Annotated in this window: 19 protein-coding genes and 1 pseudogene; 9 read left to right on the top strand and 11 right to left on the bottom strand. The window is 57.2% G+C overall.

Features of this window, described 5'->3' with window-relative positions:
- Nucleotides 1-24 precede the first annotated feature (24 nt).
- Nucleotides 25-2,835 (top strand): cation-translocating P-type ATPase, encoded by a 2,811-nt coding sequence (locus tag F8N43_RS05965; protein ID WP_150653391.1) that lies wholly within the window; start codon nucleotides 25-27, stop codon nucleotides 2,833-2,835.
- 105 nt (nucleotides 2,836-2,940) lie between these two features.
- On the opposite strand, the gene F8N43_RS05960 is transcribed toward F8N43_RS05965, so the two are convergent.
- From F8N43_RS05960 to F8N43_RS05930, 7 genes are all read right to left on the bottom strand, one after another.
- Nucleotides 2,941-3,846, bottom strand: coding sequence for an amino acid ABC transporter substrate-binding protein (locus tag F8N43_RS05960; RefSeq protein WP_150629438.1), 906 nt, complete (start codon nucleotides 3,844-3,846; stop codon nucleotides 2,941-2,943).
- A 48-nt stretch (nucleotides 3,847-3,894) separates the two neighbouring features.
- The gene (gene potE / locus F8N43_RS05955; protein WP_150629436.1) at nucleotides 3,895-5,235 is read right to left on the bottom strand and encodes a putrescine-ornithine antiporter; all 1,341 of its coding nucleotides are present in this window, start codon (nucleotides 5,233-5,235) and stop codon (nucleotides 3,895-3,897) included.
- Between the two features lie 177 nt (nucleotides 5,236-5,412).
- On the bottom strand, nucleotides 5,413-6,846 hold the full coding sequence (locus tag F8N43_RS05950; protein ID WP_150629434.1) for an efflux transporter outer membrane subunit: 1,434 nt from the start codon (nucleotides 6,844-6,846) through the stop codon (nucleotides 5,413-5,415).
- A gap of 1 nt (nucleotide 6,847) precedes the next feature.
- On the bottom strand, nucleotides 6,848-10,057 hold the full coding sequence (locus F8N43_RS05945) for an efflux RND transporter permease subunit (RefSeq protein ID WP_150653390.1): 3,210 nt from the start codon (nucleotides 10,055-10,057) through the stop codon (nucleotides 6,848-6,850).
- A complete protein-coding gene (locus F8N43_RS05940) occupies nucleotides 10,054-11,142 on the bottom strand; it encodes an efflux RND transporter periplasmic adaptor subunit (protein ID WP_318181773.1) in 1,089 nt (362 codons plus the stop codon). Before F8N43_RS05940 ends, F8N43_RS05945 begins: the two co-directional genes overlap by 4 nt.
- A gap of 223 nt (nucleotides 11,143-11,365) precedes the next feature.
- Entirely contained in the window at nucleotides 11,366-12,556 is a 1,191-nt protein-coding gene (locus F8N43_RS05935; protein ID WP_150629429.1) for a cation:proton antiporter, read from the bottom strand.
- 164 nt (nucleotides 12,557-12,720) lie between these two features.
- Nucleotides 12,721-13,611: a LysR family transcriptional regulator gene (locus F8N43_RS05930; RefSeq protein WP_150629427.1), complete on the bottom strand. Its 891-nt coding sequence runs from the start codon at nucleotides 13,609-13,611 to the stop codon at nucleotides 12,721-12,723.
- A gap of 166 nt (nucleotides 13,612-13,777) precedes the next feature.
- Between F8N43_RS05930 and F8N43_RS05925 the strand changes: the two genes are divergently transcribed.
- The 6 genes and pseudogenes from F8N43_RS05925 (at nucleotide 13,778) to F8N43_RS29845 (ending at nucleotide 20,771) form a co-directional block, all read left to right on the top strand.
- Complete coding sequence (locus F8N43_RS05925) at nucleotides 13,778-14,860, top strand: 4-oxalomesaconate tautomerase (RefSeq protein ID WP_150629425.1); 1,083 nt, start codon at nucleotides 13,778-13,780, stop codon at nucleotides 14,858-14,860.
- Between the two features lie 44 nt (nucleotides 14,861-14,904).
- Nucleotides 14,905-16,230, top strand: a complete 1,326-nt coding sequence (locus F8N43_RS05920) for a dicarboxylate/amino acid:cation symporter (protein WP_150636561.1) — start codon at nucleotides 14,905-14,907, stop codon at nucleotides 16,228-16,230.
- Between the two features lie 138 nt (nucleotides 16,231-16,368).
- Complete coding sequence (locus tag F8N43_RS05915) at nucleotides 16,369-17,673, top strand: CitMHS family transporter (RefSeq protein WP_150629421.1); 1,305 nt, start codon at nucleotides 16,369-16,371, stop codon at nucleotides 17,671-17,673.
- A gap of 91 nt (nucleotides 17,674-17,764) precedes the next feature.
- Nucleotides 17,765-19,018 (top strand): OprD family porin, encoded by a 1,254-nt coding sequence (locus F8N43_RS05910; RefSeq protein ID WP_150653389.1) that lies wholly within the window; start codon nucleotides 17,765-17,767, stop codon nucleotides 19,016-19,018.
- Nucleotides 19,019-19,097: 79 nt separating this feature from the next.
- A pseudogene (locus F8N43_RS29850) lies at nucleotides 19,098-19,913 on the top strand (cache domain-containing protein); the annotation flags it as partial.
- Nucleotides 19,914-19,949: 36 nt separating this feature from the next.
- On the top strand, nucleotides 19,950-20,771 hold the full coding sequence (locus F8N43_RS29845; protein WP_412072591.1) for a methyl-accepting chemotaxis protein: 822 nt from the start codon (nucleotides 19,950-19,952) through the stop codon (nucleotides 20,769-20,771).
- Nucleotides 20,772-20,850: 79 nt separating this feature from the next.
- On the opposite strand, the gene F8N43_RS05900 is transcribed toward F8N43_RS29845, so the two are convergent.
- Nucleotides 20,851-21,753 carry a LysR family transcriptional regulator gene (locus tag F8N43_RS05900; RefSeq protein WP_150653387.1) on the bottom strand — a complete coding sequence of 301 codons (903 nt, stop codon included), beginning with the start codon at nucleotides 21,751-21,753 and terminating at the stop codon, nucleotides 20,851-20,853.
- 337 nt (nucleotides 21,754-22,090) lie between these two features.
- On the opposite strand from F8N43_RS05900, the gene F8N43_RS05895 reads away from it, so the two are divergent.
- Both F8N43_RS05895 and salA read left to right on the top strand, forming a co-directional pair.
- On the top strand, nucleotides 22,091-23,431 hold the full coding sequence (locus tag F8N43_RS05895) for an MFS transporter (RefSeq protein ID WP_150653386.1): 1,341 nt from the start codon (nucleotides 22,091-22,093) through the stop codon (nucleotides 23,429-23,431).
- 176 nt (nucleotides 23,432-23,607) lie between these two features.
- On the top strand, nucleotides 23,608-24,891 hold the full coding sequence (gene salA, locus F8N43_RS05890) for a salicylate 1-monooxygenase (RefSeq protein WP_150653385.1): 1,284 nt from the start codon (nucleotides 23,608-23,610) through the stop codon (nucleotides 24,889-24,891).
- 64 nt (nucleotides 24,892-24,955) lie between these two features.
- On the opposite strand, the gene F8N43_RS05885 is transcribed toward salA, so the two are convergent.
- From F8N43_RS05885 to F8N43_RS05875, 3 genes are all read right to left on the bottom strand, one after another.
- On the bottom strand, nucleotides 24,956-25,570 hold the full coding sequence (locus tag F8N43_RS05885; RefSeq protein ID WP_150653384.1) for a nitroreductase family protein: 615 nt from the start codon (nucleotides 25,568-25,570) through the stop codon (nucleotides 24,956-24,958).
- A 72-nt stretch (nucleotides 25,571-25,642) separates the two neighbouring features.
- The gene (locus tag F8N43_RS05880) at nucleotides 25,643-25,996 is read right to left on the bottom strand and encodes a putative quinol monooxygenase (protein WP_150653383.1); all 354 of its coding nucleotides are present in this window, start codon (nucleotides 25,994-25,996) and stop codon (nucleotides 25,643-25,645) included.
- A gap of 85 nt (nucleotides 25,997-26,081) precedes the next feature.
- Nucleotides 26,082-26,279: a tautomerase family protein gene (locus F8N43_RS05875; RefSeq protein WP_191623632.1), complete on the bottom strand. Its 198-nt coding sequence runs from the start codon at nucleotides 26,277-26,279 to the stop codon at nucleotides 26,082-26,084.
- Nucleotides 26,280-26,371 lie beyond the last annotated feature (92 nt).

Genomic DNA, 26,371 nt, shown 5'->3' with positions numbered 1-26,371 from the left:
CACTCCGTTGTAAAAGGGGATGCCATGAGTAGCGCAGTTGAGCCTGACAGTCGTCGCATCGCGTCTCCATACCTCGAAGAAGTCGAAACGATTGCCCATAGGCTGGATTCTGACATTCGTGCAGGCTTGTCCAATGCACAGGCTCAAATGCGCCTGTGCCGTGACGGGGCCAATGAGTTACGCACTCAACCGGTCAAACCCGCCTGGCATTACTTGCTGGCGCAATTTCGGGATCCGCTGGTTTATCTGCTGCTGGTCGCAGCGACCATTACCTTGGTCACCTGGTTCCTTGGAGAGGGGCGAGAATGGCCTGTTGATGCGGTGGTCATCACGCTGATTGTGCTGGCTAATGCGCTTTTGGGGTTCTTCCAGGAAACCCGCTCGCAACGAGCGGTTGCGGCATTGGCCAAACTGACTCAAACCACATCCTCCGTCATTCGCGACGGAGTGTCGTCGCGCATCCCCAGTCACCAACTGGTGATCGGTGATCTGCTGGTGTTATCCGAGGGCGACTCGGTGGGTGCCGATGCCCGACTTATTCAGGCCAATGCCTTAGGGGTACTGGAAGCATCGCTGACTGGGGAAAGTGAAGCAGTCTGGAAAAATGCAGCACGTTTGCGTAACGAAGTGCCTTTGGCAGAGCGCTCCAACATGGTGTTCAAAGGCACCGCTATCGCCCAGGGTTCGGGGCTCGGCGTCGTCACTGCGATCGGTATGGCGACTGAAATCGGTGCGATCGCTCATCTGCTCGACGTCACGCAGGAAGAGGTCACGCCGCTGCAAAAGGAAGTGCGCGAAATAGGGCGGATGCTCGGTATTGCTGTTCTGGTCATCGCTTCGGTTGTCGTCGTCGCTGTGCTGATGCTCACGGATATTCACAGTGCTGACGACGTATTGCGGGTTCTCCTGTTGGGGGTATCTCTGGCGGTGGCCGCAGTGCCTGAAGGGCTGCCTGCCGTTCTGTCATTGGTGCTCGCTTTCGGTGTGCAAAGGATGGCTCGCAACAAAGCCATCATCAAGCAACTGTCCTCGGTGGAAACCCTGGGGTCGGCATCGGTCATCTGCACCGACAAGACTGGCACGCTGACTCGTTCCGAGATGACCATCCAGCAAACCATGACGGCATCCGGCAAGGCGGCGGTCAGCGGTGTCGGTTACGCCCCGCAGGGCCAGATACATCACCAGGACCAGCCCATGACTTGCGGCCCGGTGCACAGCGAAAATGTCCTGTTGTTACGCGGCGGAAGCCTGGCAGGCAATGCCGCGCTTGCGCAGCAGGAAGATGGCATCTGGGTGATTCAGGGGGATCCGACCGAGGGTGCCTTTCTGGTGGCTGAGCGCAAACTGGATGCACCTGCACGCAGCATCGAACGCTTCGAACGCGTGGCAGAAATACCGTTTACCTCCGATCGAAAAATGATGTCGGCACTGGTCATCGATCACGAGCACAGCGATGAGCAGCTGCTGATCAGCAAGGGGGCGCCGGATGTACTCCTTCAACATTGCACACAGGTTCAAGTCGGGATGGATGTCGTGCCACTCACCGACGACCTTCGTGCAAAAGCCTTGGCCGATGTGAATGAGTTGTCGGGGGCCGCGTTGCGCACACTTTCCGTGGCGTACCGTCCTTTGGCGGCCGGTGAAGATGTTGCGGCCGGTGAATCCCTTGAGGCAGGGCTTATTTTCATCGGTACGGTCGGCATCATCGACCCACCGCGCAAAGAAGTCGCACCGGCCATTGCCGAGGCCCATCGAGCAGGCATCCGCATCATTATGATCACCGGCGACCATCCGCGAACGGCGGCCCGCATTGCCGAGGATCTGGGCATCATCGAGGCCGGTGCCGGTGCGTTGACAGGTGCCGATCTGGATAAGCTGGACGATGAGGCTTTGGCCGAGGCGGTTAAATCGACCTCTGTTTACGCCCGTGTTGCGCCATCGCATAAGTTGCGGATTGTCGATGCGCTTCAGGCGCAGGGACATGTGGTGGCGATGACCGGGGATGGTGTCAATGACGCACCCGCACTTAAGTCTGCAGATATCGGCATTGCCATGGGCATCACCGGCACAGAGGTGACCAAGCAGGCAGGGAAAATGATTCTGGCTGACGATAACTTCGCGACCATTGTGTTGGCCGTTCGCGAAGGACGCGGGATTCTGGACAATATTCGCAAGTTCCTTCGTTACTTGCTGTCTTCCAACATGGGTGAAGTACTGACGGTCTTTCTTGCCGTCGTCGGGGCCGGCGTCGTCGGCCTGGTGGATGAGGAGGGCGGGATCATCCTGCCGCTGCTGGCCACCCAGATTCTGTGGATCAATCTGATCACGGATGCAGCGCCTGCCATTGCCATGGGCATTGACCCGCACAATAAAGACGTCATGACGCGTAGCCCGCGCAAGTCTACGGACAGAATCATCGATACACGCATGTGGCTGGGCGTGCTGCAGGTGGGGTTGGTCATGGCGTTGGCGACTTTGTTGACGGTCGACTGGATGCTGCCAGGAGGGTTGATACCGGGAACCGATTCGCTGGATACGGCGCGCACCGGTGGTTTTACGGTCCTTGTATTGGCCCAGCTGTTTAACGCACTGAGTGCTCGCTCGGAGTCAGCCAGTGCATTCGTCGGGCTGTTCGCCAATCGATGGCTCTGGGGGGCAATTGCCCTGGCAGTGGCCTTGCAGATTGCGGTGGTGCACTGGTCGCCACTCAACAAGGCTTTCAGCACGAGTGCATTGACGCTGAGCCAGTGGGGGTTTTGTTTGGCGATGGCGAGTGCGGTCTTGTGGTTTAGCGAACTGCGCAAACTTGTTTTGCGGTTGAAGGGCCCTGAATGAAAAAAGGATACGTGCCAAAGGTGCTGACAGTTCAGCATGGTCCATACGGAACAACTCCTGGCCCAACGTTGCGTGTTCATCAAGCCCGATATTTCTGGCTAGTCACTACGGTATCGCATAGACCTTGAACAGCTTTTTGGCCGTGTCGCTGGCGCCACCCAGGTATTTGTCGAATGCCTGCTCAATCTCGCCGGAGCGATACATTTCACTCAGTGCGGTGTCGACCAGCAAGCGGAAATTTTCATCGTCTCGATCCACCGCCATTGCAGTCGGCGCGTACTCAAAAATGCGATCCAGCAGAACCAGATTTCCTGCGGAGTAATGTGTACCGAGGAGGTTCTTGAGCACCATGCGCTCAGCAAAGAAGGCATCGGCTTTGCCTTCGGCAACCCGTTTGAGGCCTGCGTCAGTGTTCTCTACGGTGACCAGAGTGGCCACCACACCCAGTAATCGCATCTGCTGACGGATCCAGGTCTCGGTGACTCCGCCAGCAGTGGTGGCATAGGTTTGGTTGGACAGCCCACGATTGACCGTCGCTCGCCAGGTTGGCCCGGTACGCGCCACCTTGCCATTAAGCACATTGAGCAACGCCTCGGATGCATCCTGGCGCACCACGGCCGAAAGGCCGGCCGTGTAGATCGGCACCGAGTAGCTCACAGCCTTGCGCCGCTGCAGTGTGGGGGGTGTCGGCGTACAAAGAATGTCGATTTCCCCCGAGCTGACGGCACCCATCTCGTCGGTCGCTGTGACAGGCTGGTAACGTATTTTCAACCCGGGCAAACCCAACTCGGACTTGACCTTGTCGGCGATTTTCAGACAGAGATCGATGGCATAACCGCTGGCTTCATCGGCTGCCTGGACGCTAAAAGGTGCAAAGTCCGGCAGGTAGCCGAGGGTGAAGGTGTTGCTCGCCCGTACGCGTTCAAGCGTGTTGGCATTGGCCAGTACCGGTACCAGCGTGAGCAGGCAGACGAGCAGCAGTTTGTTGGTTTTGGTCGATTTCACGTTCATGTCCTGGTTCCCCGAATTCAGATGTTTGTGCAGTCCTGAAATCAACGGTCAAGGGTTGTCGGCTCGGGTCTGAGCGGTTGGAGATACCTCGACAAAACGTTTGGCGAGGAAACCGTAGAGCAGGTAGCCAATCACCAGGACAAGGGTGCCGCCGAACACGGCGTCTTTGCCGCAGGCATACAGGGCGTACAAGGAATAGGCCACGGCAACCAGTAATAGCAATGTGTTGCGGGTGTATACGCCGGTACTGACTTTGGCTTTATGCATCATGACCAGCAGGCCGGTGGCCGCCGTCACATAGGGGATCAGGTTGGTCACTGCTGCCAGGCTGACGAGTTTTCCGAATTGGGCACTGGCATTGGGCGAAATGGTCGACAGCGCCAACAAGGTCTGCAACAGACCACAGACCAGCATGCCGACTATGGGGGCATTTCGTGCGCTGACCTTGGCGAACAGTTTCAGGAACATGCCCTGGTCAGCGGTCATCTTGGCGGTTTGTGCCAGGGTAAACTGCCAGCCCAGCAGCGAGCCGACACAGGCCATCACCGCCAGTGCCATGATGATGTTGCCGACCGAGGGGTTGAACATGTGTGCGTAGACGAGCGCAAACGGGGCCGATGAGTTGGCCAGTTCGGCATTGGGTATGATGCCTTGGATAACCGTAGTCGATAGCACATAGACCACTGCCGCACCGAGCGTGCCGAACAGGCAGGCCAGCGGCACGGTGCGTTTGGGGTCTTCCACGGCATCGGAGGCCTGGGCCGCCGACTCCATGCCGAGGAAGGCCCACAGGGTCAGGGGAATCGCCTTGCCAATGGCTTCGGAGATCGGCAGGTTGTTCGGGTTCCAGGCGGCAGCCAGCACATCCGGCTTGAACCAGAACCAACCGATGATGCTCAAGCCGGCCACCGGGATGATCACCCCCCACACGGTAATCGCACCGATCTTGCCGGTGATGCCGGGGCCACCAAAGTTGGCCACGGTGGTTAACCAGAGCAAGCCGACCGTTCCAATGAACAGCGGAATGGCGCCACTTCCCAGCCAGGGCACGAAGGATGTCATATACCCCACTGCGGAGATGGCGACCGCCACGTTGGCGATGGCCAGCGAAAGGAAGTACAGATACGAGCAGAGGAAAAATCCTGATTTTGCGTGCGCCTCTTCGGTGTAGGCGGACAACCCGCCTGGGCGCGGACAGTAGAGGCCACACTGGGAAAAGCAGTACGCGATGGCCATGGAACCGACGGCAGTGACGATCCATGACAGTAATGAAACGGCTCCGAGTTGGGCCATGCTCGTCGGCAACATGATGATGCCTGAGCCCATCATGTTCACTGTCACCAGTGTGGTGAGCCCCATGAGGCTCATTTTCTTGCTTGAGTCGGCCATCGGGAACTCCTTGATCTGCTCAACGCATTGATCCTGAATCCGGCGCTTGATTATTTGTCGTCGAGCAAGGGGTCAAACGAAATAGAGCCATTCGCCGTGCGAGATCTGTTCGATCACACCGTAGGCGTGCAGGTCGCTCCGATCAGCCGCTCAGCCATCAATCTGTCTGAAGCCTGATCATGGTTTTTTTTCGCTGACGGTAGCCGTCAGCTTGTCCGCCTCGGTCACCCAACCGCCACCTGTTGCCTTGTACACATCGATCATGGCGGTGAACACCGAACCTCGGGTCTGGGTGTAATTCAACTCGGCATCGAACAAGCTGCGTTCGGCATCCAGGACTTCTATGTAGCTGGTGTATCCGTTGTCGTAGCGCAATCGCGCAAACCGGGTGTAGGTACGCAACGCCTCGACCTGACTGGCTTGGGAAGCCAACTGCTCGCGAGATTTGCTCGCCGCCACCAACGCGTTTTCAACGTCCCTGAAGGCTGATTGAATCGACTGTTGGTAGACCAGCAAGGTTTGTTGTTGAAATGCCTCGGCCTGTTGGACCTGACCGGCGATCCCGCCGGCGGTGAAAATGGGCATGCTCGCGGCAAGACCATAGGACCAGGTGGCGGACGGCCCGGTGAACAGATTCGAGAGTTGATTACTGACTGAGCCCAACAGCCCGGTCAGGGATATCGTCGGAAAGTACAACGCCTTGGCGGCACCGATTTGGGCATTGGCCGAGATCAGGTTCAGTTCGGCCTGGCGTAGATCGGGGCGTCGCTCCAGCAAATCCGAAGGCAACCCGGCAGGGACCGATGGCAGGGTTAGTTGCGTCAGATCACGGCCTCTGATGATCGGTCCTGGATTGCGTCCAAGCAGCACCGCCAGATTGTTTTCCTGTTGCGCCACCTGGGACTCGAATTGCGCTACAGAAGCCTGGGTGCGCTGGAACTCGGAGAGGTTTTGCGCCAGTTCCATTTCGGAAATGGTCCCGGCGCCAAAGCGTAGTTTAAAAATGTCGTAGGAGTCGCCACGGGCCTTGGCGGTGGTGCGGGCGATTTCCAGTTGTCGGTCAAGATTGCGTAGCGCTATGTAGCTGGATGCCACCGACGATACCAGGCTCAGAATGACTGTGCGCCGACCTTCCTCTGAGGACAGCAAGTCAGCACGCGCCGATTCATTGAGTCGCCGTAGACGACCCCAGACGTCCAACTCCCAGCTTACATTGAGGGTAGCCTGGTAGTTTTTGTAAATCGGATCAACGCTGGAATCCAATGGTACCGGGCCGTTGTCGCGCGGCGCCCTGGAGCGACTGCCTTGCGCGCCGGCGCCGATTTGCGGAAACATCTGCGAGCGCACCACGCCGTAACGCCCCTGAAATTCCTCGACCCGGGCGGCGGCAATCTTGATGTCCTTATTCTCCGCCAGCGCACTGCGGATCAAGTCATTCAACACCGGATCCTTGAACTGTTCCCACCACAGGGTGTTGGACAGATTGTTGGCCTCCTGGTCCGCATAACGATAGGCATCCGGGGCGTCTGTGGCAGGGCGCTGGTAATCCGGGCCGAGCATGCAGCCCGTCAGGCTCAGACAAATCAACAACGGGAGATGGAGTGTGCGCATCTCAATCCCCCTCATGTCTGTGCAGGGGGGCGCCGCCGGGAATCTCCCCGGGCGACGTCAAGGACGGCGGCGGGGTTGTCTGTTTGACCGCGCCTTTTTTCTCAGTCAATCGTTCAACGAGGTAGTAGAAGAGCGGGATAAAGAAAATGGCGATGACGGTCGCCGCCAGCATTCCGCCGATCACACCTGTACCGATGGAGTGTCGACTGTTTTCGGATGCACCGACGGCAATGGCCAGCGGAACACAACCCAGAATGAACGCCAGGGACGTCATCACGATGGGCCGCAAGCGCTCCCTGGCAGCCGTCATTGCAGCATCATAGGCGGACATGCCGCTTTCCCGGTTCAGTACCGCAAACTCGAAAATGAGGATGGCGTTCTTGGCGGCCAGGGCCACCAGCATGGTCAAGCCGATCTGGAAGTAGACGTCATTGCTCAACCCCCGGATCAGAACGGCAAGCAGTGCACCGAACAATGCAAAAGGCACCGCCAGCAACACGCCGACGGGCAGTGACCATTTCTCGTACTGAGCCGCCAGGATCAGGAACACCATGATCAGGCCGAAGATGAATACCTGAGAGGAGGCCCCCCCGCTTTTTTTCTCCTCGAAGGCCTCGCCACTCAAGGCCAGGGCGTAGTCGTTGGTCATGATTTCAGCGCTGATTTCTTCCAGGGCCTTGAGCGCTTGACCGGAACTGTAGCCCGGCGCCGCGTTGGCGGTAAGTTTGACTGCCGGGAAGTTGTTGAAACGAGTCAGCAAGTCGGGGCCGGTGACGTAGCGGGTGCTTAGCAGGGCTTTGAGCGGCACCATCTGAAGGTTTTTGCTGCGCACGTAAATCTGCTGGAGGTCTTCGGCCTTGAGCCGATAGTTCGGTTCCGCCTGCAAAATCACCTGCCACAGGCGGCTGAACTTGTTGAATTGAGAGACATAGAGAGAGCCAAACATGGTTTGCATGGTGCTGTAGACGTCTTCCACCGGCACACCCAGCGTCTCGGCCTTTTCACGGTCTACGTCGACCAGCAATTGCCGGGAAAACACGTTGAAGGTCGAGGTTATGGCACCGAGTTCCGGACGCTGCCTGGCTTTTGCAACAAGGTTGCCGACCATTTCAGCCAGTTGGTCGACGCTGGCGTCACCCTTGCTTTGAACCCATACCTCCATGCCGCCGGTAGTGCCCAGGCCGGGAATGGATGGCGGATTGACCGGAAGAATGATCCCGCCCTGTACCGTGGAAAAAGCGCGCGCAGCTTTCTGAATCACCGCAGGGGCACTTTGTTTCTTGATTGTTTCCGAGTCCTTGTAGCGCTCTTCGAAATCCTTGAACCCGACGAAGAAGGCGGCGGCATTGTTCTTGTTCTGGCCATCTAGCAGGCTGTAGCCGTTAACGATAGCGACGCCCTCGACCGCTTCATCGTTCATGAAGAAGTCACTGGCGACTTTGCCCACCTCGCCGGTGCGGTCCAGACTGGCGGCATCGGGCATGATCACGGCGCCCAGCAGATAACCCTGGTCTTCCGGTGGCAGGAAGGCACTGGGAATGCGCTGCGCCATCAGCAGAATCAGAGCAATCATGCCGGCAAAGAGTAACAACGCCAGGACAAAACGCTTGATCATGAACGCCACCGAGCGTGAATAGCCCTCGGTCATGCGTTCGAAGCTGCGTTCGAACCAGCGGAAGAAAGCGTTCTTTTCGCCGTGTTGGGGCTTGAGCAGCAGGGCTGCCAAGGCTGGCGAAAGTGTCAAGGCCACAAGGCCCGAGATCACCACGGAGATGGCGATGGTAATCGCAAACTGTTTGTAGAGTTGGCCAGTGATTCCCCCCATGAATGCCACCGGGATGAACACTGCGCACAGCACCAGCACGATAGCCACCACGGGGCCGGCCACTTCATCCATGGCGCGTTTTGCCGCGTCCTTGGGGTTCATCTTGTGCACGTGCATATTGCGTTCGACGTTTTCAATCACCACGATGGCGTCGTCCACCACGATGCCGATGGCCAGTACCATGCCAAACAGCGTCAGCATGTTCACCGAAAACCCAAGGGCCGACATGCCGATGAAGGTGCCAACAATGGACACCGGCACGGCGAGCACCGGGATCAGCGTGGCGCGCAAGCTCTGCAGGAAGATGAAAACCACCACGACCACCAACACCAACGCTTCGAAAAAAGTGTGAATCACCTCGGAAATCGACGCGCGGGTAAACGCGGTGGTGTCCATCACGATTTTGTATTCGATCCCTTCGGGAAAGGTCGTCTTCATTTGCGCCAGGGTTGACGTCACGGCTGCCGAGACATCGAGTGCGTTTGCCCCCGGTTGTTGATACACCGCGATCAATGTGGCGGGACGTCCCTGATAGGTGCTGCGCAGGGAGTAGTCTTTTTGCCCTAGTTCGGCGCGACCAATGTCTTTCAGACGAACAATGGCAGCCCCGTCGTTGCTGGCGCGCAAGATGATGTTTTCGAACTCCGCAGGTTCAGTCAGGCGTCCCTTGGTGGTCACGGCAAAAGACTGTTCCACGGCCTGGCCCGTCGGGGATTGGCCAACACGGCCCACGGCGAATTGCTGGTTCTGGTTGGTGACAGCTTTCTGCACGTCGGCGGCGGTAATCCCCAACTGAGCCATTCGATCGGGTTTGAGCCAGATCCGCATGGCGTAGTCCGGCGTACCGAAAATACTGGCCTGGTTGGCGCCCGGAATACGCTTGATCGCATCCAGGATGTAGAGGTTGGCGTAGTTGGCGACATAGGTACTGTCGTAGCGGTCGCCCGCCGAATACACGGCAAGAACCATCATGAACGCCGAGGATTTCTTCTGCACCTGGATACCCTGGCTCTGCACCGCGGAGGGCAATTGGGGCAGCGCCAGATTGACACGATTTTGTACGTCCACTTGGGCAAGCGAAGGGTCGGTGCCAATCTCGAAGAAGACGTTGAGGGTCATGTTGCCCGTCGCCGAGCTCGACGAGTTCATGTAGATCATGTTGTCGGCGCCGTTGACCTGCTGCTCGATTGGCGCTGCCACATTGTTGGCCACGACCTGTGCATCGGCACCCGGGTAGGTCGCTGAAACCGTAATTTGCGGTGGCGTGATGTCCGGGTACTGGGCGACCGGCAATTTAGCCATCGCCACTGCGCCAGCCAACGTGATGATGATCGAGATCACCGAAGCGAAGATGGGCCGATCAATGCAATAGTGTGAAATGCTCATGGGCTACGCCCACGGTCTTGCGCCGATTTGGCAGCTGTCGGTTTCGCCGCGGTCTCGCCTGCCTGCGCGGGGGGAGGGGGGGCGATGATATTCAGCGACCCTCCGGGCGTCACTCTGATTGCGCCGTCGACCACGATGCGTTCGCCCGCTTGCAACCCTTGGCTGATGAACCAGTCATCGCCATGCCAGTCACCCACTTCGACAATGCGTTGCTCGGGCTTGCCCTCTGCATTGATCACCCAGACGAAGTGGCTCTTGGCGCCCTCCAGAACTGCCTTCTGCGGCACAACAATCGCGTTCGGCCTGGAAGCTCCGATGGCCCGCGCCCGTACAAATTGGCCGGGACGCAGTTGGCCGTTCGGGTTGGCCACCACGGCGCGGACCAGAAAGGTGCCCGTGTCCTGGCTATAAGAGGGCGCGGCAAAATTCAGGCGACCACGGTCAGGTACCACTGAGCCGTCGGCCAGCACCACTTCTACGACAAACTCACTGCGCAAAGGGAATATGAGGTGCCCGGAGGCAATCTCGTCGCGGTACTTGAGCGTCTCGTTTTCCGAAAGACTGAAGTTGATGTAGATCGGGTCCATCTGTGAAACGGTGGTCAGCAGCCCGGATTCACCTGGCGTGACGTAACTGCCTTCCTGCTTTTTGGCGAAACTTGAAAGGCCGGTGAGGGGGGAGGCGATGGTGGTGTAACTGAGGTTCAACTGCTCGGTTCGAACCGTGCCCTCGGCGGCAAGCACGGCGGCACGGGTTTGACGCTCATCGCCGACGGCATTGTCCAGATCCATCTTGCTGACCGCATTTTGCGCCGCCAAGGGGCGGACACGGGCCAGTGTGGCCTTGGCCACTTCCCAGCGTGCCTGTTGTTGAGCCAATTGGCCCTGCGCCGACAGCAACGAGGCTTCAAAAGGTTTACGGTCCATCTGGAACAGCGTTTGCCCGCTTTTCACCCAATCGCCTTCGGTGTACAGCCGCTTTTCCAGAAAGCCCGCAACCCGGGCGCGGATCTCCACCTCGCGGGAACTCTGTGTCTGGGCAACGAATTCGAACGTCACCGGGGTGTCGCGCGCGGTGACCGTCATGACCGTTACATCGGGGGCTTGACGGGCCAGGGTAGCGGGCTCTTTGCCGCAACCGGCAACCAGGCTCAAGACCCCTATCATTATGGCGATGGGCAAACCAACGAGCCGTCTGACAACATTCATGTTTCCACCCATAACCTGCTCCGTGATGGTTACTCGAAAGAAGCATAGCCACTTTCATCACAACGCTAGCACCGGCAAAAGGTGGCATTTCTGACAAAAATCAAGGATCACGATATGTCAGTCGAGAGACCCATGGAATGGCACTCAAACCATGCAGCAGCACGCTGAGTAAAACGGTACAGACCGCGGCAGCGATCAAGGTACGACTGGCTTGTAGTGGGTAGTCCAATATCATCACTGCAAAGACGATGCTCGCCAGGCCTCGCGGGCCGAACCAGCCGATGAACAGACGGGTTTCGAAATCGTAGCGAGTTCCTGCCAGGCTGATGAGCACAGGCAGTACGCGAATCACGGTCAGGCTGAGCACTGCATAGAGCCAAGTGTCCAGGGTAAGACTGCTCCAGGCCCGAGGGATGACCAGCGCGCCAAATACGACCCAGGTAATGACCGATAACAGGCTGGCGAACTCTTCGTTGGCCTCGAGCAAGTGTTGCTTTTGCTCGGTAAACAAATAGCTGGCGAGCAACCCGCCGACGAACGCGGCGATAAACCCGCTACCACCTAAAGCTTGTGCTGTGGCAAAGCAAAGTATGGCTAACCCGGGCAGTGTCAGTTGTGACCACATGGGTGTTTGCCAATGGTGTTTTCCGGAGTAACGCTGCAACAGCCAGGCGCCAAGCGTAAGAGCGACACCGGTGACTGCACCGATGCCCAGCTCCTCGATAACCAACTCCACGGCCAGCGAAAGGGGAGACGGCGTATGCTCTTCGACCAGCAGGGCCAGGAACATCAATAGCACCGGAACGCAGATACCATCATTCAACCCGCTCTCTACGTTCAAGCCTTCACGCACGGACGCCGGGACCTTGGGATTGCTCACAACGGCCTTGCCCAGTGCCGCGTCGGTGGGAGCCAGTAGGGTTGCCAGTATGGCGACTTCAATCGGCGGTACCTGGGGGAATATCCAGATGCCGACCAGCCAACCACCTAGCATGGTCAGTGGTAGCCCTATCATCAGCAAGCGCAGCGGCAATCCTTCGTGCGCTCGTAGAACCTTGAGGTTGGCGTTGGCTGCATCGCTGAAGAGAACAATCGCCAATGTCAGCTCTGCCAGGATTCTGAGGCCGTCCTTGTCAATCCGAGGTAGCAGAATACCCAGACACGCCGGGCCGAGAATCAGACCGGCAAGCATGAACATGAGCGGACCATTGAGCAGGCGTGACTCGAAACGCCCCGCGAATATGCTGTAGGTCAGGAGAAAAGCGGCAAGCAGGGCCAGGTTCTGATACATCGTTGACCTGCTTGTACAGGTGGATGCTACGGCAATGGCGCCATTGCTCTTATGGCGCGGTCACTACGCAGGATAGTCAGGTTATTAGGATGCGCGGGTTTTTCTGGGTCCCTGACTTCAAATCCAGCGGTCCATTAACCTCTTCAAGCGTCACATCAACGCGTTCATTTCTCCCATTGTTCAAGCAGAATCGAAACAAATTTTTCCGCCGCTGGAGATAACGATGCTCCTCGTCGGTAAACGAGCCCCAATGATCGGTTCACAATAGGCTCTATCAAAGGGATGCTTACCAACGTCGGATGATCCACGGCAGGCATCGCCAGGCTTGGCATTGCCGACACGCCTAACCCGGCTTCTACCAGGCCCAGTGAAGTAGAAAGGTGTTGCACCTCATAGAACCACTGCGGACGCCAGCTCAGGCCTGACAAAGCGTGGTCGAGCAACATGCGGTTGCCGCTCAGGCGACCGACACCAATCAGGCGGTAATTGCTGAGTTCAGACCAGGTTACCGAGCTACGCTCGGCCAGCTCATGATCGCGTCGACACGCTAAAACAAAAGGCTCATTGACCAACGGCACGAACTCTATGTCCGGGTGCTGGCCGCTCATCATGTTGATGCCGAAGTCGGCTTCGCCACGCAGCACAGCTTCCAGCCCTTCGTTCGCACTGAGATCAAGCAAGCGAATGCGGATTTGTGGATAGCGCTCGTTGTAGAGGCGGATGACCGAAGGGAGGAAATAGAAAGCTGCGGTCGGGATACAGGCGAGGGTTACACGGCCGCTCTGGCGCTCCGCCAGCTCTCGGATGTTGAGTATTGAGTCGTCAAAGTCATCCAACAAGCGTCGAGCCTTGGGCAGGAAATCTCGCCCAACGCTGGTGAGGCTTACCCTTCTTGTGGTGCGATCAAGAAGTGCTGTTCCCAATCCCTCTTCAAGCTTTTTCATTCTCCGACTCAACGCGGGTTGAGAGAGATGCAATGCATCGGCAGCTTCGTGGAAGCTTCCAAGTTCAGCGATCTTCACGAAAGATCGGATGTCATTGAGCTCATAATTCACTTTTTTATCTCATCGGACGAGTGTTGTTCTGCTCAGTCATCCTAGATTTATCATTCGTCAAACGCAATAATCAGGCTGATATTTGCATTGGAAACAATTTTTAAAGCCTGCGACTCTTGCTCACAAGACATCAATTACCCCGATTGATTAACAAGAGTCAGTGTTCATGCAACGAATTCCCTGTGTGCTAATGCGCGGTGGTACTTCCAAGGGCCCAGTGTTTCTCGCCTGGGATCTACCAGTTGCGATAGAAGAGCGTGACGAGCTGTTGCTCAACCTCATGGGCTCTGGCCATGAGCTGGAAATTGACGGCATCGGTGGCGGTAGTCCACAAACCAGCAAGGTGGCTATCGTAAGCCCGTCGCTCCACCCTGACGCTGACGTCGACTATCTGTTCGTCCAGGTCATGGTGTCCCAGCGTCGGGTCGATACCGCGCCCAATTGCGGCAATATGCTGTGCGCCGTCGGCCCGTTTGCCATCGAGCAGGGTCTGGTTAAAGCCTCCAAAGACCTGACCCGCGTACGCATTCGCAACATCAATACGGGTACGTTTGTAAACGCAGAGGTACACACCCCCGAAGGGAAGGTCAGCTATGAAGGCGACACTGCCATCGATGGTGTGCCGGGTACCGCTGCTCCTGTGCAACTGACCTTCCTCGATGCCGCAGGCAGCAAGACCGGTAAACTTTTCCCGACTGGGCAGACCCAGGACGTGATTGACGGTATCCCGGTAACCTGCATCGACATGGCGATGCCGATGATGATCGTCGAGGCCAGCCAATTGGGTAAACGCGGTGATGAGAGTCCTGCGGAACTGGATGCCGATAAAGCGTTTCTGCATCGCCTGGAGTCGTTGCGACTGCAAGCTGGCCTGGCGATGGGGCTGGGTGATGTCAGTGACAAAGTGATCCCCAAGCCAGTACTGGTGTCACCGGCCAAGGCGGGCGGCACCATTCAGGTGCGCTACTTCATGCCACACAACTGCCACCGGGCTTTGGCGATCACCGGTTCCATCGGCCTGGCAACCGCTTGCGTCACTGAAGGCAGTGTGGTCGCGCAATTGCTCGGCGGGGTCAGCGAGCCGCGCTTGAAGCAAGTACGCATTGAACATCCAAGTGGTGGAATAGATGTCGTATTGTCCTATACGGGCGCTCAGGGTGAGACCATTCGCGCCTCAGTCGTGCGAACATCGCGCAGGCTTTTCTCCGGTTATGTCTACGCCACGGCTTCCCAACGACTCGCCGGATAATGTCCCCCAGTCATTGCCGTCTTTGCATCAGCACAATTCTAAAAATGGGTGATGCCATGAAAGTTGTAAAATCGCTCTACTTCCAGATTCTCTGCGCCGTGCTGTTGGGCGTACTGGTCGGACATTTTTGGTCGCAACAGGCCATTGCCTTGAAGCCACTGGGTGATGCCTTCATCAAACTGATCAAGATGATGATCGCTCCGGTCGTGTTCTGCACCATCGTCACCGGTATCGCCGGTATGAGCGATAAACGCTCCCTCGGACGCCTGTTGAGCAAGACCATGCTGCTGTTCCTGGCGTTGACTGTGATCAGTTTGATTATCGGCCTGGTGTCGGTCTACCTGTTCAAACCGGGTGCGGGCATGAACATTGACCCCACACAGTTGAGCACCAAGGGCCTGTCGCAGTACACCGACTCTGCCGCGAAACTGGGAGTGGTCGAGTTTTTCATGCACATCATCCCCGATACCTTCATTGGCGCATTCAATAAAGGTGAAGTGCTTCCTGTGCTGTTCATTGCGGTGCTCAGCGGCTTTGCTCTTTCTGCCATCGGAGAGCGGGGCAAGCCGGTACTGGACGTGCTGGAATCTGCCTCGCACATGGTGTTCAAGATCTTCTCCTACCTGATGCGCTTCGCTCCGATCGGTGCGTTTGGTGCGTTGGCCTTCACCGTGGGCCAGTACGGCATCACGTCTCTGGGCTCGCTGGCAAAGCTGATCATGACGTTGTACATCGCCTGCGCTTTCTTCGTCTTTGTGGTGTTGGGGAGTATTTGCAGGGCCAATGGCTTTAGTCTCTGGAAGTTGCTGCGCTATTTCCGCGAAGAATTCCTCGTGGTGCTCGGGACTTCTTCGACAGAGCCGGTGATGCCGCGGATGTTGGAGAAGCTTGAGGCGCTGGGCTGCAAGAAAGGCGTGGTGGGATTGGTGTTGCCGACGGGTTACTCATTCAACCTCGACGGCACGGCGATCTACCTCTCGCTGGCCGCGGTGTTCATTGCTCAGGCCTGCAACATCGAGCTGAGCCTGACGCAGACCGTGACCATGCTGGCAATCATGCTGTTGTCCTCGAAAGGTGCTGCGGGTGTCACGGGTGCCGGTTTTGTCGCGTTGGCCTCGACCCTGACCGTGATCCATGACATTCCCCTGGCTGGCCTTGCCCTGCTGATCGGTATCGATCGCTTCATGTCGGAAGCCCGGGCCTTGACCAGTTTGGCAAGCAACGCCGTGGCGACCGTGGTGATGTCCATCTCGGAAAACGCCTGCGATCGCGAAACACTGATGCGCACTCTTGACGGCAAACCGTCGCCTGTCCTGACACCAACCCAGAGTGAACACTGGGACGGCCACAAGGTCACGGAGCAGGTCTGACCGGTCACCGCTGAAAAGACCAAAACCAACCTTTCATTCAATTTCCCGCCAGGCACCGTTGATCGTGCCGCCTGGCGGGTTCGGGGTCGTGCGCCTGCGCGTCGGCCACGCTCATCATAAGAACAAGAGAACTGACCTATGCTCGCATTTCTTGGTTTGGCCATGGTGGTGGTTTTCACCTACCTGATAATGTCGAAACGCCTGTCGCCGATAGTTGCCCTGACTCTGGTGCCGATTGTCTTTGCGGTCATTGGCGGTTTTGGCGGCACTACGGGCAAGATGATGCTCGACGGCCTGAAGATGGTTGCTCCTTCGGCTGCGCTTCTGCTGTTCGCCATCCTGTTCTTCGGCCTGATGATTGATGCCGGGTTGTTCGACCCGTTGATTCGCAAGATTCTAAAGCGCGTAAACGGCGATCCGATGAAAATCGCGATTGGCACCGCGCTGCTGTCACTGGTGGTCGCCCTCGACGGCGACGGCACCACCACCTACATGATCACCTGCGCAGCAATGCTGCCGTTGTACAAGCGTATCGGCATGAACCCGATGATTCTGGCGACCATCGCCATGTTGTCCTTGAGCATCATGAGCGGCATGACCCCATGGGGAGGACCCGCTACAAGGGCGATCGCGGCACTGGGACTGGATGCCGGCGAATACTTCGTGCCCTTGCTGCCGACCATGATCGGCGGCGCGATGTGGGTGGTGTTCACCGCTTTCCTCCTGGGCCGAGCCGAGCGTAAGCGCATCGGTAATGTGCAGCTACAGAGCGGCGGCGGTGATTGCTACATCGACGCGATCCTGGGCGATACCCCGCACAAGCGGCCCAAACTTGCCTACGTGAACCTGTTGCTGGTGATCGCGGTCATGGTTGCGCTGGTCATGGGGATCATGCACTCGGCGATCCTGTTCCTGATCGGCTTTGTCCTGGCTCTGATGATCAACTACCCGCAACTGGATATTCAAAAAGAGCGCATTCTTGCCCATTCCGGCAATGCGATGACGGTGGTGTTGCTGGTGTTTGCCGCCGGTATCTTTGCCGGGATCTTCTCGGGCACCAAGATGGTCGACTCTCTGGCGCAAACGCTGGTGGACTGGATTCCGCCATCCTGGGGGCACCTGTTCCCACTGGTGGTGGCGATCACCAGCATGCCGCTGACCTTTGTTCTGTCCAACGATGCTTACTACTTTGGGGTTGTACCGATCCTGGCCAACGCGGCCGCAGCCTATGGCATTGACCCGGTCGAAATCGCCCGTGCCTCGATTCTCGGACAACCTGTGCACCTGATGAGCCCTCTCGTGGCTTCGACCCTGTTGCTGGTGGGGATGGTTGATCGCGATATCGGCGACTTCCAGAAAGCCACCGTCAAATGGGCTGTACTGACTTCCCTGGTGATCACGGCGATAGCCCTGTTGACCGGTGCGATCAGTCTCTTCACCTGATTCAACCACACCACTTGTTTTCTCCTGATGCGCCTCACCCGTGAGGCGTGCGATGTCCTGCACTCCAAATAACAACAACGAGTAGTTTGCCATGACCACTTTGTTCACCCAACGAACGCTGTTTTCACTTCTTGGTTTGTTGCCGCTGGCCAGCGCCAGTGCAGAGGGATTTATCGATGACAGCAAGTTAAAGCTGCAATTGCGCAACGTCTATTTCAATGAAAACTTCCGCGACGAGCATGGCTTGAGTGCGAAATCTGCAAGGACGGCGAAGAGCGAACGAACCGAGTGGGCGCAGGGATTTCTGTTGGATTATCAGTCGGGATTTACGCCTGGCACTATCGGGTTCGGGGTGGATGCCCTTGGCCTGCTGGGGGTCAAACTCGACTCCGGCCGTGGTCGTAGCGGTACTGGATTGTTGCCTGTCCATGATGACGGTCGTGCAGCTGACGAATTCGCAAGTCTGGGCATGACCGCCAAAGCGCAACTGGCCAAGACTACGGTCAAATACGGCACCTTGTTACCCAAGACACCGGTGCTGATCTACAACGATGCGCGTCTGTTGCCGCAAACGTACCAAGGCACACAGATCAATAGCGTCGACATCGAGAACCTGACGCTCACCGGGGGCTACCTGGATCGATTCAAACTGCGTGATTCCTCAGACAGCATGCCTATTGTTCCCGACGGATATGGCGGAGATAAATCAGGCGACTTCAGCTATGCAGGAGCCGAATACAAGGTGGGGAAAAACCTTCGCTTGAGTTACTTCTACGGCGAACTGGAAAACTTTTACCGTCAGAATTTTGCAGGTGTCCAGCACGATCTGCCCTTGGGCGGCGGTGTGCTGACCAGTGACTTGCGCTACTTCAACAGTGTCGATAACGGCTCTGCCTACGGTGGCAAGATCGACAACAACATGCTGAGCGGACAATTGTCCTACGCCATCTCCGGCCATACCTTCGGTGGCGGATACCAGACTCTCAATGGTGATGCAGGATTGCCCTATATCAGTGGCGCAACCGTTTATTCGTTCAGCAACGCCGGGATAGGCAAGTTCATCGAAGAGGACGAGAAAACCTGGATGCTTAATTATGGCTACAACTTTGCTGCCCTCGGCGTGCCGGGCCTGACATTCTCGACTCGTTACCTGAGCGGTAACGACGGTAAATCCAACACCACGGTCAAGGAGTGGGAACGTGACGCCGAACTGGCGTACGTAGTGCAACAAGGCACCTTCAAAGGCCTGGGTGTGCGGTTGCGAAACTACGTTTACCGCTCTGACTTTTCCCGTGGTCGAGATAGCAACCGGATCTACTTCACTTACGACATCGCTCTCTGGTGATCCCATGAACGCGGCCAAGCGACGTTCGCTGGCCGCGTTTTCGCCAGCGGCTTCATAGGATTGGGTGAAGGAATTCAAGATGTCGTTAAAAACCAAAATACTGTTGCTGACCTTATTACCAGTGATGTTGTTTGCGCTGGTTTCAGGTTTGAGCACTCGCGGCACTTTGCAGTCCCAGGCCGAGCAAGAAGTCGCTCAGACCCGCGAGCGATTGCTTGAAGAGGGCCGCACTCGGCTCAAGGATTACGCGAGCATTGCTCGCACTTCCGTAGCCGAACTTTATGATCGAGCCGCTTCCGGAGATGCCTCCAGCCGAGCCTTAGCGATCAGCCGCTTGTCGAAAGTGAAGTATGGTGATGACGGTTATTTCATCGGTTATGACAGCCAGGTTATACGCCTGTTTCGCGGTGACAGCAGCGAAGGAGTCGGGACCAATATGAGTGATCGCAAAGACATCAACGGGATTTACTTGAACCGCGAAATGGTCGCAGCGGCAAAAAATGAGACGCACTTCGTCACCTATTCAGGTGGTGTGGTCAATACCGACAAGGTGGTGCCGAAGCTCGCCTATAGTTTTTATTTGCCCAAGTGGGACATGGTCGTAGTTACCGCAATTAACCTGGACAGTATTGAAGTCCAGGTTGCCAAGGTGCGGGCCGATGTTGATCTGCGGGTGCGCAGCTTGATGTACAGCATTGCCATCATCGCTTCGGTGCTGGTCGGCATGATCGGGGTACTGACTCTACTGCTGGTCAAGCGCAGTTTGCGCCCCTTGAACCTGATCCGAACCCATCTTGACGAGATTGCAGCAGGTGAGGGGGATCTGACCCGGCGTCTGCCGCTTGTCAGTCGGGATGAGCTGGGACAACTTGCCGGTTCGTTCAACGCGTTTATCGAAAAGATTCACAGCCTCGTCAGCCAGATCGTCGCCATGAGCGAGCAGTTGAATGGATCTGTGAGCCATGTGGCCGAGCAGAGCAGACAGATTGACCGCGCTATGGATGAGCAGCGCCAGGAAACCGACCAGGTGGCCGCGGCCATCAACGAGATGTCGTCTGCTGCGCAAGAAGTATCGGTCAGCGCGCAAAATGCTGCAGACGCTGCTGTCGAGACCGACAGGCACTCCCGACACGCCAGGCAAATAGTCAATGGCAGCATTACTCGAATTCAGGCACTGACCGTTGAGCTTGATGAGAGTGGCCTCGCCATGAAGAGTCTTCAAAACGATGTCACTTCTATTGTCACCGTGCTGGACGTCATTCGCTCGATAGCCGAACAGACCAATCTACTGGCACTGAATGCGGCCATTGAAGCTGCCCGTGCCGGTGCTGCCGGGCGCGGGTTTGCGGTGGTGGCTGACGAGGTGCGAGCTTTGGCCAGTCGGACTCAGCGCAGTACCCAGGAAATTCAGGCGATGGTTGAGCGTCTCAAGAGCACTACGGGTGGCGTAGTCAGTGCAATGCACCAATCCACGCAAGCCGCACAAGACGCGAACGCGCAGGCTGATCAGGCGGGTGAGTTTCTGGGCAACACCGTCGAACTGATCGCAACCATCAATGCAATGAACGCGCAAATCGCCGCCGCGGCAGAGGAGCAGACCTCGGTGGCCGAAGAGATCAACCGCGGGGTGCATCAGATCGCGCGCGCAATTGACAGCGTCGCCAACCAGACTCAGATCGGGGTCAAGACAGTTGATGAGTTGCATATGATCGGTAATCGTCTGCAAAGCTTGCTGGGGCAATTCAAAATTTGACTCGCCCTGCGCGGCGCTTGGAATGAGTACCGCGTCTGCCTGGCGCAGACGTAGAAATGGCTGGGGCCGAGGGCACGCCTCAATCAGAAAACAGTTCGAACATCAGCTGGCGAAGCCAACGATTGGCGGGGTCCTTGTTATAGCGCGCATGCCAGAACAGATTTATTTCGATGTTAGGCAGTTCCACTGGCGTCGGTAGAACCGCAAGCCCAAAGGGTTGTTCGCAACTGCTGGCGAATCGTTCAGGCACGGTTGCCATTAAGTCGGTGCGTTGAAGTATGTGACCGACTGCGACGAAATGGGGAACCTCGAGGCGTATCTTGCGCTCGATGCCGGCCCGGGCCAGAAACGTATCGACTTCGCCGTGCCCCGTGTTCGCCGCTACGACCCGGACGTGGTCAAAACTGCAAAAACGCTCAAGCGTTAATGGCTCCTTGGTAGCCGGGTGGTCCTTACGGCAAATGCAGACATAGCGATGGTGAAACAGGCGCTGCTGAAAAAATCCGGCTTGCAGGTGCGGCAGTAAACCAACGGCGAGGTCGATTGCACCGTTTTGCAACCCTTCGGCCAAGGTATCGGAGGTGTTGCGCAACGTGCTGATCGAGCAGCCCGGAGCGCGTTCAGCCAGCGCGTCCATCAGCCGCGGCATGAAGTAGATTTCACCAATATCGGTCATCGCCATCGTAAATCGACGATTGCAGTTGAGCGGATCAAACGTGTCCTGTCGGCCCAGTGCATCACGTAAGGTCTGGATGGCCAGTGCAACCGGCTCAGCCAACTGCCGGGCGTAGGGCGTGGGCTCCATTCCTTGATAGGTGCGAACGAACAGCTCGTCGTTCAAGGTGACACGCAGTCGCTTTAACGCGTTGCTGACAGCGGGCTGGGTCAACCCAAGGCTATCCGCCGCTGTTGATACCCGGTGGTCAATCAGCAGTTGGTTGAACACCAGAAGCAGATTGAGATCCAGCTCACGTAATTCCATAACGCCTCGTGCAGATTACGCGGCCATAGCGGCGATAGATTCTTGCCCGTTGTGGGGCCTGCACCGCGCTGAAATTGCCGCTGCAAGCGCCAAAGCCTAACAAGTGCCAGACCGCTGCGTCCATCGTGAAATCGATGTGGGTTTTGCTCCCCTTCGATCTTTATTCACGTTCGAAATAATGCCTATTCATCTGGCTGCATTTATCACCGTCGATCGTTTGCCCATCATCGAATCCATGTCCAGTGCTGAACGCTCTGCGTAACACCATTGGGCACCGCGCAATTTCCGGAGGCATCAGATCCTCCGGCTCTATAACAATGACAAGAAGAGCGATGCCATGCGTACGATTGATGTCTCAGCCCTGATTGACGGGGCACGTTTCAATGCCTTCCATGCGCGCGTGCTGTTCTGGTGCGCGCTGATCATCATTTTCGACGGTTACGATCTGGTCATCTATGGGGTCGTATTGCCCTCACTGATGGCCGAGTGGGGGCTCAGTTCATTACAGGCGGGCGCGTTAGGCAGCTGTGCGCTGGTGGGCATGATGTTGGGTGCGTTGTTTTTCGGTTCACTGTCGGATCGTATAGGCCGGCGAAAAACCATCATGATGTGTGTCGCCATCTTCAGCGCAGTCACAGCGATTAACGGCTTGGCGAAGAGCCCCGAGGCGTTTGCGCTTTGCCGGTTCATCGCCGGCCTCGGCATCGGCGGGGTGATGCCCAACGTGGTCGCGTTGATGAACGAGTACGCGCCAAAGAAATCCCGTAGCACGTTGGTCGCAATCATGTTCAGTGGCTACTCGTTAGGCGGAATGCTGTCGGCGAGCCTGGGCATGGTGCTGATCCCACAGTGGGGATGGCAAGCGGTGTTTTATGTAGCGCTGATTCCTCTGTTGGCCTTGCCCTTTCTGATCCGCCAATTGCCAGAGTCGATGGATTTTCTTTTGCGCACCGGGCAGACCGTCAAGGCCCAAAACCTGTTGGCACAAGCTGCACCGTCTTATCAACCAAGCGCAAATGACCAACTGAACCAGATGGTCGCCAAAGGCACGACTGTGTCGATTGCGCAGCTGTTCCAGGACGGGCGCAAGTTGAACACCTTCATGCTGTGGCTGGCGTTTTTCTGTTGTTTGCTGATGGTGTATGCATTGAGTTCCTGGCTGCCAAAACTCATGACTGCCGCAGGTTATGGATTGAACTCAAGCCTGGCGTTTCTGGTGGCGCTAAACGTCGGCGCGATTATTGGCGCGGTGGCCGGTGGATGGTTGGGGGACCGTATTGGAATCGCCAAAGTCTTGTTCGCGTTTTTCAGCTGCGGAGCGCTAGCCCTGAGCCTGCTGGCGCTCAAGGCGCCGTTACCGATTCTTTACGTGCTCATCGCGATAGCCGGGGCCTGCACCATTGGCACGCAGATCCTGGCCAACGCTTGCACGGTGCAGTATTACCCCGCGCACATACGTTCTACAGGGCTGGGTTGGGCGATGGGTGTCGGTCGCACCGGAGCCATCATCGGTCCATTGTTAGGAGGCGCACTGCACGCTTCATCATTGCCGCTGCAGGCGAGTTTTCTGATCTTCGCCGTACCTGGACTGATAGGGGCCATCGCTATTCTGGTGTTTCTGATTCAGAACTCTCCAGGCCGCCAGGCTGCTTCATCCAAACACCCCGTGCCGCAGTAACGATTGCAGAAAAAGGCGAGCTCAAGGAAGAACTCGTCTGGCCAATGATCGATCGTCCTGAAAAGCAATATTCATATGCGTGATGGCATGTATGAGAGTTGCGGTATTTATCAATAGCGCTCGGATGGCGATGATTTGGTGACTCCAATAACAATCAGCCTCATGGGTAACTTGCTATGCGTACTTCTCAATCCAAATTGCAAATCGGCATTGTTGGCGGCGGTATTGCCGGCGTGGCTCTGGCCCTGGACCTGTGCCGTCATTCCCACCTGAACGTGCAGTTGTTCGAATCGGCACCCGCGTTTGGCGAGGTCGGCGCGGGTGTCTCTTTCGGCGCGAATGCCGTGCGTGCCATTGCGGGTCTGGGTATTGCCGAACCCTACCGCAAGATTGCCGACCAGACGCAGGCCCCCTGGCAGGACATCTGGTTCGAATGGCGCCGTGGTGAAGATGCCGGCTATCTAGGCGCTAGCGTGGCCGAAGGGGTAGGGCAGTCGTCGGTACACCGTGCTGACTTCCTCGATGCTCTGGCCAGCCAGTTGCCCGAAGGGATCGCCCAGTTCGGCAAGCGCGCCGTCAGCGTGGAACAGGATGCCGAGCAGGCTCGCGTACTGTTTACCGATGGTACTGAGCATCGATGCGACCTGTTGATCGCCGCGGACGGTATCAAGTCTTCCATTCGTGATCATGTTCTCAACGGTCTTGGCCACCCCCTGGTGGCACCGCGTTTCAGTGGTACCTGCGCTTACCGCGGGATGATCGACAGCCAACAGCTGCGTGCGGCGTACCGAGCTCGGGGTATCGATGAGCACTTGATCGACGTCCCGCAGATGTACCTGGGGCTCGACGCACACATCCTCACATTCCCGGTCAAGCAAGGCCGGCTGATCAACGTCGTGGCCTTCATTTCCGATCGCAGTCGCCCTGATCCAGCCTGGCCGAGCGATTCGCCATGGGTGCGTAATGCCAGCCAGGAAGAAATGCTTTCTGTCTTCAATCATTGGGGAGACGCTGCACGGGTACTGCTCGAATGCATTCCAGCCCCCACTCTTTGGGCGCTGCATGAGCTCGATGAATTGCCAGGCTACGTGCACGGCCGCGTAGGTTTGATCGGCGATGCGGCGCACGCCATGTTGCCGCACCAGGGCGCTGGCGCAGGTCAGGGCCTGGAAGATGCCTGGCTTCTGGCACGATTGCTGGCCGACCCGCAGGTCCTGGACAGCCAGCCACAAGCGGTGCTCGCGGCTTACGACGTCATCCGTCGTCCCCGTGCCTGCCGTGTGCAGCGTAGCTCCTGGGAAGCCGGGGAGCTTTATGAACTGCGTGATCCGGCTGTGGCCGATAACGAACAGTTGCTGAGCAAAACCCTCGCCGAGCGTTTCGACTGGTTGTGGAATCACGATATGCAATCCGATCTTCAAGAGGCTCGTGCCCAATTGGGTTGGCGAGCACTCGCCTGAAGAACTTCACCGACAAGTACGCAGGGACCGTCCCGCAGCTCTGGCTATCGCTGGCAGCATTCGCTTACACGAACTGCAAAACCTCGTTAACGGCTTTACGAGGTTTTTGCGGCCAGTTGGCCGAGCCAGGGTAGCCAACGGTGATCAACATCACCGGGATCTCCGTAGTAGAAAGACCGAATGCTTGCGCCACTGCCGACGGGTCGAACCCGATCATGGGTGTCGAAACAAGGCCTTGTCCTTTGGCCGCGAGCATCAGGGTCATGGCCGCCAGCGAACCTGAGCGGATCGCTTCGTCGCGCTGTAACTGCGGGTTGTTCTGGTACATGCCTTGAGCGGCGCCAACCCACATGTCGTAGATCGCCTGATCAATGATCCCTGCATCCAGTGTCGGTCTCAGGGCTAAAGGCAGGGTTTCATGGGGATTGAGAGTGCCACAGACAATGAAGGTCACGGCAGCATCCATGACTTTCTGTTGACCGTAGGCCAATGGCAGCAAGCGCGCCTTTGCTTCGGTGCTGCGAACGGCCAGAAACTTCCAGTTTTGCAGGTTGAAGGCCGAAGGGGCGTGTGTGGCCAGATCGATCAGGTCAGTAACCTGTTGATCGGTCAACTCACGTTCAGTGTCATAACTGTTGGCGGAAATTCGGGACTTGATAATTTCAGCAATAACGGACATGGGGATCTCTGTGCAGGGAAGGGGATGTGCGCAGTCCCGGTGGTTGCCGTCGAGTCTGCGCCTTCGTTGAACTCAGCGGCTGAAGCCGTCAAAAGGGGTCATGTAGACCGCGCCGAACGGGTCCAGGCGTTTACGGACTTGTGCATTCGGTGTGCCGTAGACCACAAGGCTGGTCACGCTGCACAGTTCAAGGAAGCGTTTGCCGAACGGTGCGAAGGTGGTGTCTACGTGACTGACGACGGCATCGGCGTTATAGCGTTCAAGGATGTGAACGGTGCTGTTGTCTTCGTTGACGCTGTATTCGTAAACCAGGGTGCCCGGCTCGGTTCGGGTAGCTGCCACGATAGTCGAGATCAGCGCCTTGAATTCTGCAAATGCTTCGGGCTTTACCGCGAGGGAGAACAGGCAAGAAATATGAGGGTGCATGAGTAGCCTTTGCGTCAGAAGCTTCATGAAAAGCCTGTTGAGGATGCATCGCGGGCCAAGCCGATGCATTCGATGCTGATGGGGATCAGGATTTCTCGGGCGCGTCCCCGAACAGTTTGCCGGCGCCAGCCCAATCCGACGCCGCAACGTCCTCGAAAATGACGTAGATGTAGTTGGCATCTGTACCGGTGTGTTTAACGATGCTTGCGGTGATGTCTGCGGCAACAGCGGCTTTTTGCGCGTGTTCTTTACCTTCGAACCAGCTCACTCGTACGACGGGCATGAGGGTGTCCTTTTTTGGGCATTGATGATCAGGTGCGCGACGTGCGATCACGATCTGCACCGTTGCATGACTGGAGCCCATATTACTGTTGA

The sequence above is a fragment of the Pseudomonas fluorescens genome (assembly GCF_902498065.1).
GTDB lineage: Bacteria > Pseudomonadota > Gammaproteobacteria > Pseudomonadales > Pseudomonadaceae > Aquipseudomonas > Aquipseudomonas fluorescens_BJ.
This window is presented reverse-complemented; position numbering and strand designations above follow the sequence as displayed.

Excerpts from the sequence above, each read along its gene's own strand:
- F8N43_RS05915 (WP_150629421.1), top strand. The coding sequence starts at position 16,369 with ATGCTCGCATTTCTTGGTTTGGCCATGGTGGTGGTTTTCACCTACCTG.
- F8N43_RS05900 (WP_150653387.1), bottom strand. The coding sequence starts at position 21,753 with ATGGAATTACGTGAGCTGGATCTCAATCTGCTTCTGGTGTTCAACCAA.
- F8N43_RS05960 (WP_150629438.1), bottom strand. The coding sequence starts at position 3,846 with ATGAACGTGAAATCGACCAAAACCAACAAACTGCTGCTCGTCTGCCTG.
- F8N43_RS05875 (WP_191623632.1), bottom strand. The coding sequence starts at position 26,279 with ATGCCCGTCGTACGAGTGAGCTGGTTCGAAGGTAAAGAACACGCGCAA.
- F8N43_RS05920 (WP_150636561.1), top strand. The coding sequence starts at position 14,905 with ATGGGTGATGCCATGAAAGTTGTAAAATCGCTCTACTTCCAGATTCTC.
- F8N43_RS05940 (WP_318181773.1), bottom strand. The coding sequence starts at position 11,142 with ATGACGGTCACCGCGCGCGACACCCCGGTGACGTTCGAATTCGTTGCC.
- F8N43_RS29845 (WP_412072591.1), top strand. The coding sequence starts at position 19,950 with ATGAGCGAGCAGTTGAATGGATCTGTGAGCCATGTGGCCGAGCAGAGC.
- F8N43_RS05910 (WP_150653389.1), top strand. The coding sequence starts at position 17,765 with ATGACCACTTTGTTCACCCAACGAACGCTGTTTTCACTTCTTGGTTTG.
- F8N43_RS05880 (WP_150653383.1), bottom strand. The coding sequence starts at position 25,996 with ATGCACCCTCATATTTCTTGCCTGTTCTCCCTCGCGGTAAAGCCCGAA.
- F8N43_RS05945 (WP_150653390.1), bottom strand. The coding sequence starts at position 10,057 with ATGAGCATTTCACACTATTGCATTGATCGGCCCATCTTCGCTTCGGTG.
- potE (WP_150629436.1), bottom strand. The coding sequence starts at position 5,235 with ATGGCCGACTCAAGCAAGAAAATGAGCCTCATGGGGCTCACCACACTG.
- F8N43_RS05965 (WP_150653391.1), top strand. The coding sequence starts at position 25 with ATGAGTAGCGCAGTTGAGCCTGACAGTCGTCGCATCGCGTCTCCATAC.
- F8N43_RS05895 (WP_150653386.1), top strand. The coding sequence starts at position 22,091 with ATGCGTACGATTGATGTCTCAGCCCTGATTGACGGGGCACGTTTCAAT.
- salA (WP_150653385.1), top strand. The coding sequence starts at position 23,608 with ATGCGTACTTCTCAATCCAAATTGCAAATCGGCATTGTTGGCGGCGGT.
- F8N43_RS05925 (WP_150629425.1), top strand. The coding sequence starts at position 13,778 with ATGCAACGAATTCCCTGTGTGCTAATGCGCGGTGGTACTTCCAAGGGC.
- F8N43_RS05885 (WP_150653384.1), bottom strand. The coding sequence starts at position 25,570 with ATGTCCGTTATTGCTGAAATTATCAAGTCCCGAATTTCCGCCAACAGT.
- F8N43_RS05950 (WP_150629434.1), bottom strand. The coding sequence starts at position 6,846 with ATGCGCACACTCCATCTCCCGTTGTTGATTTGTCTGAGCCTGACGGGC.
- F8N43_RS05935 (WP_150629429.1), bottom strand. The coding sequence starts at position 12,556 with ATGTATCAGAACCTGGCCCTGCTTGCCGCTTTTCTCCTGACCTACAGC.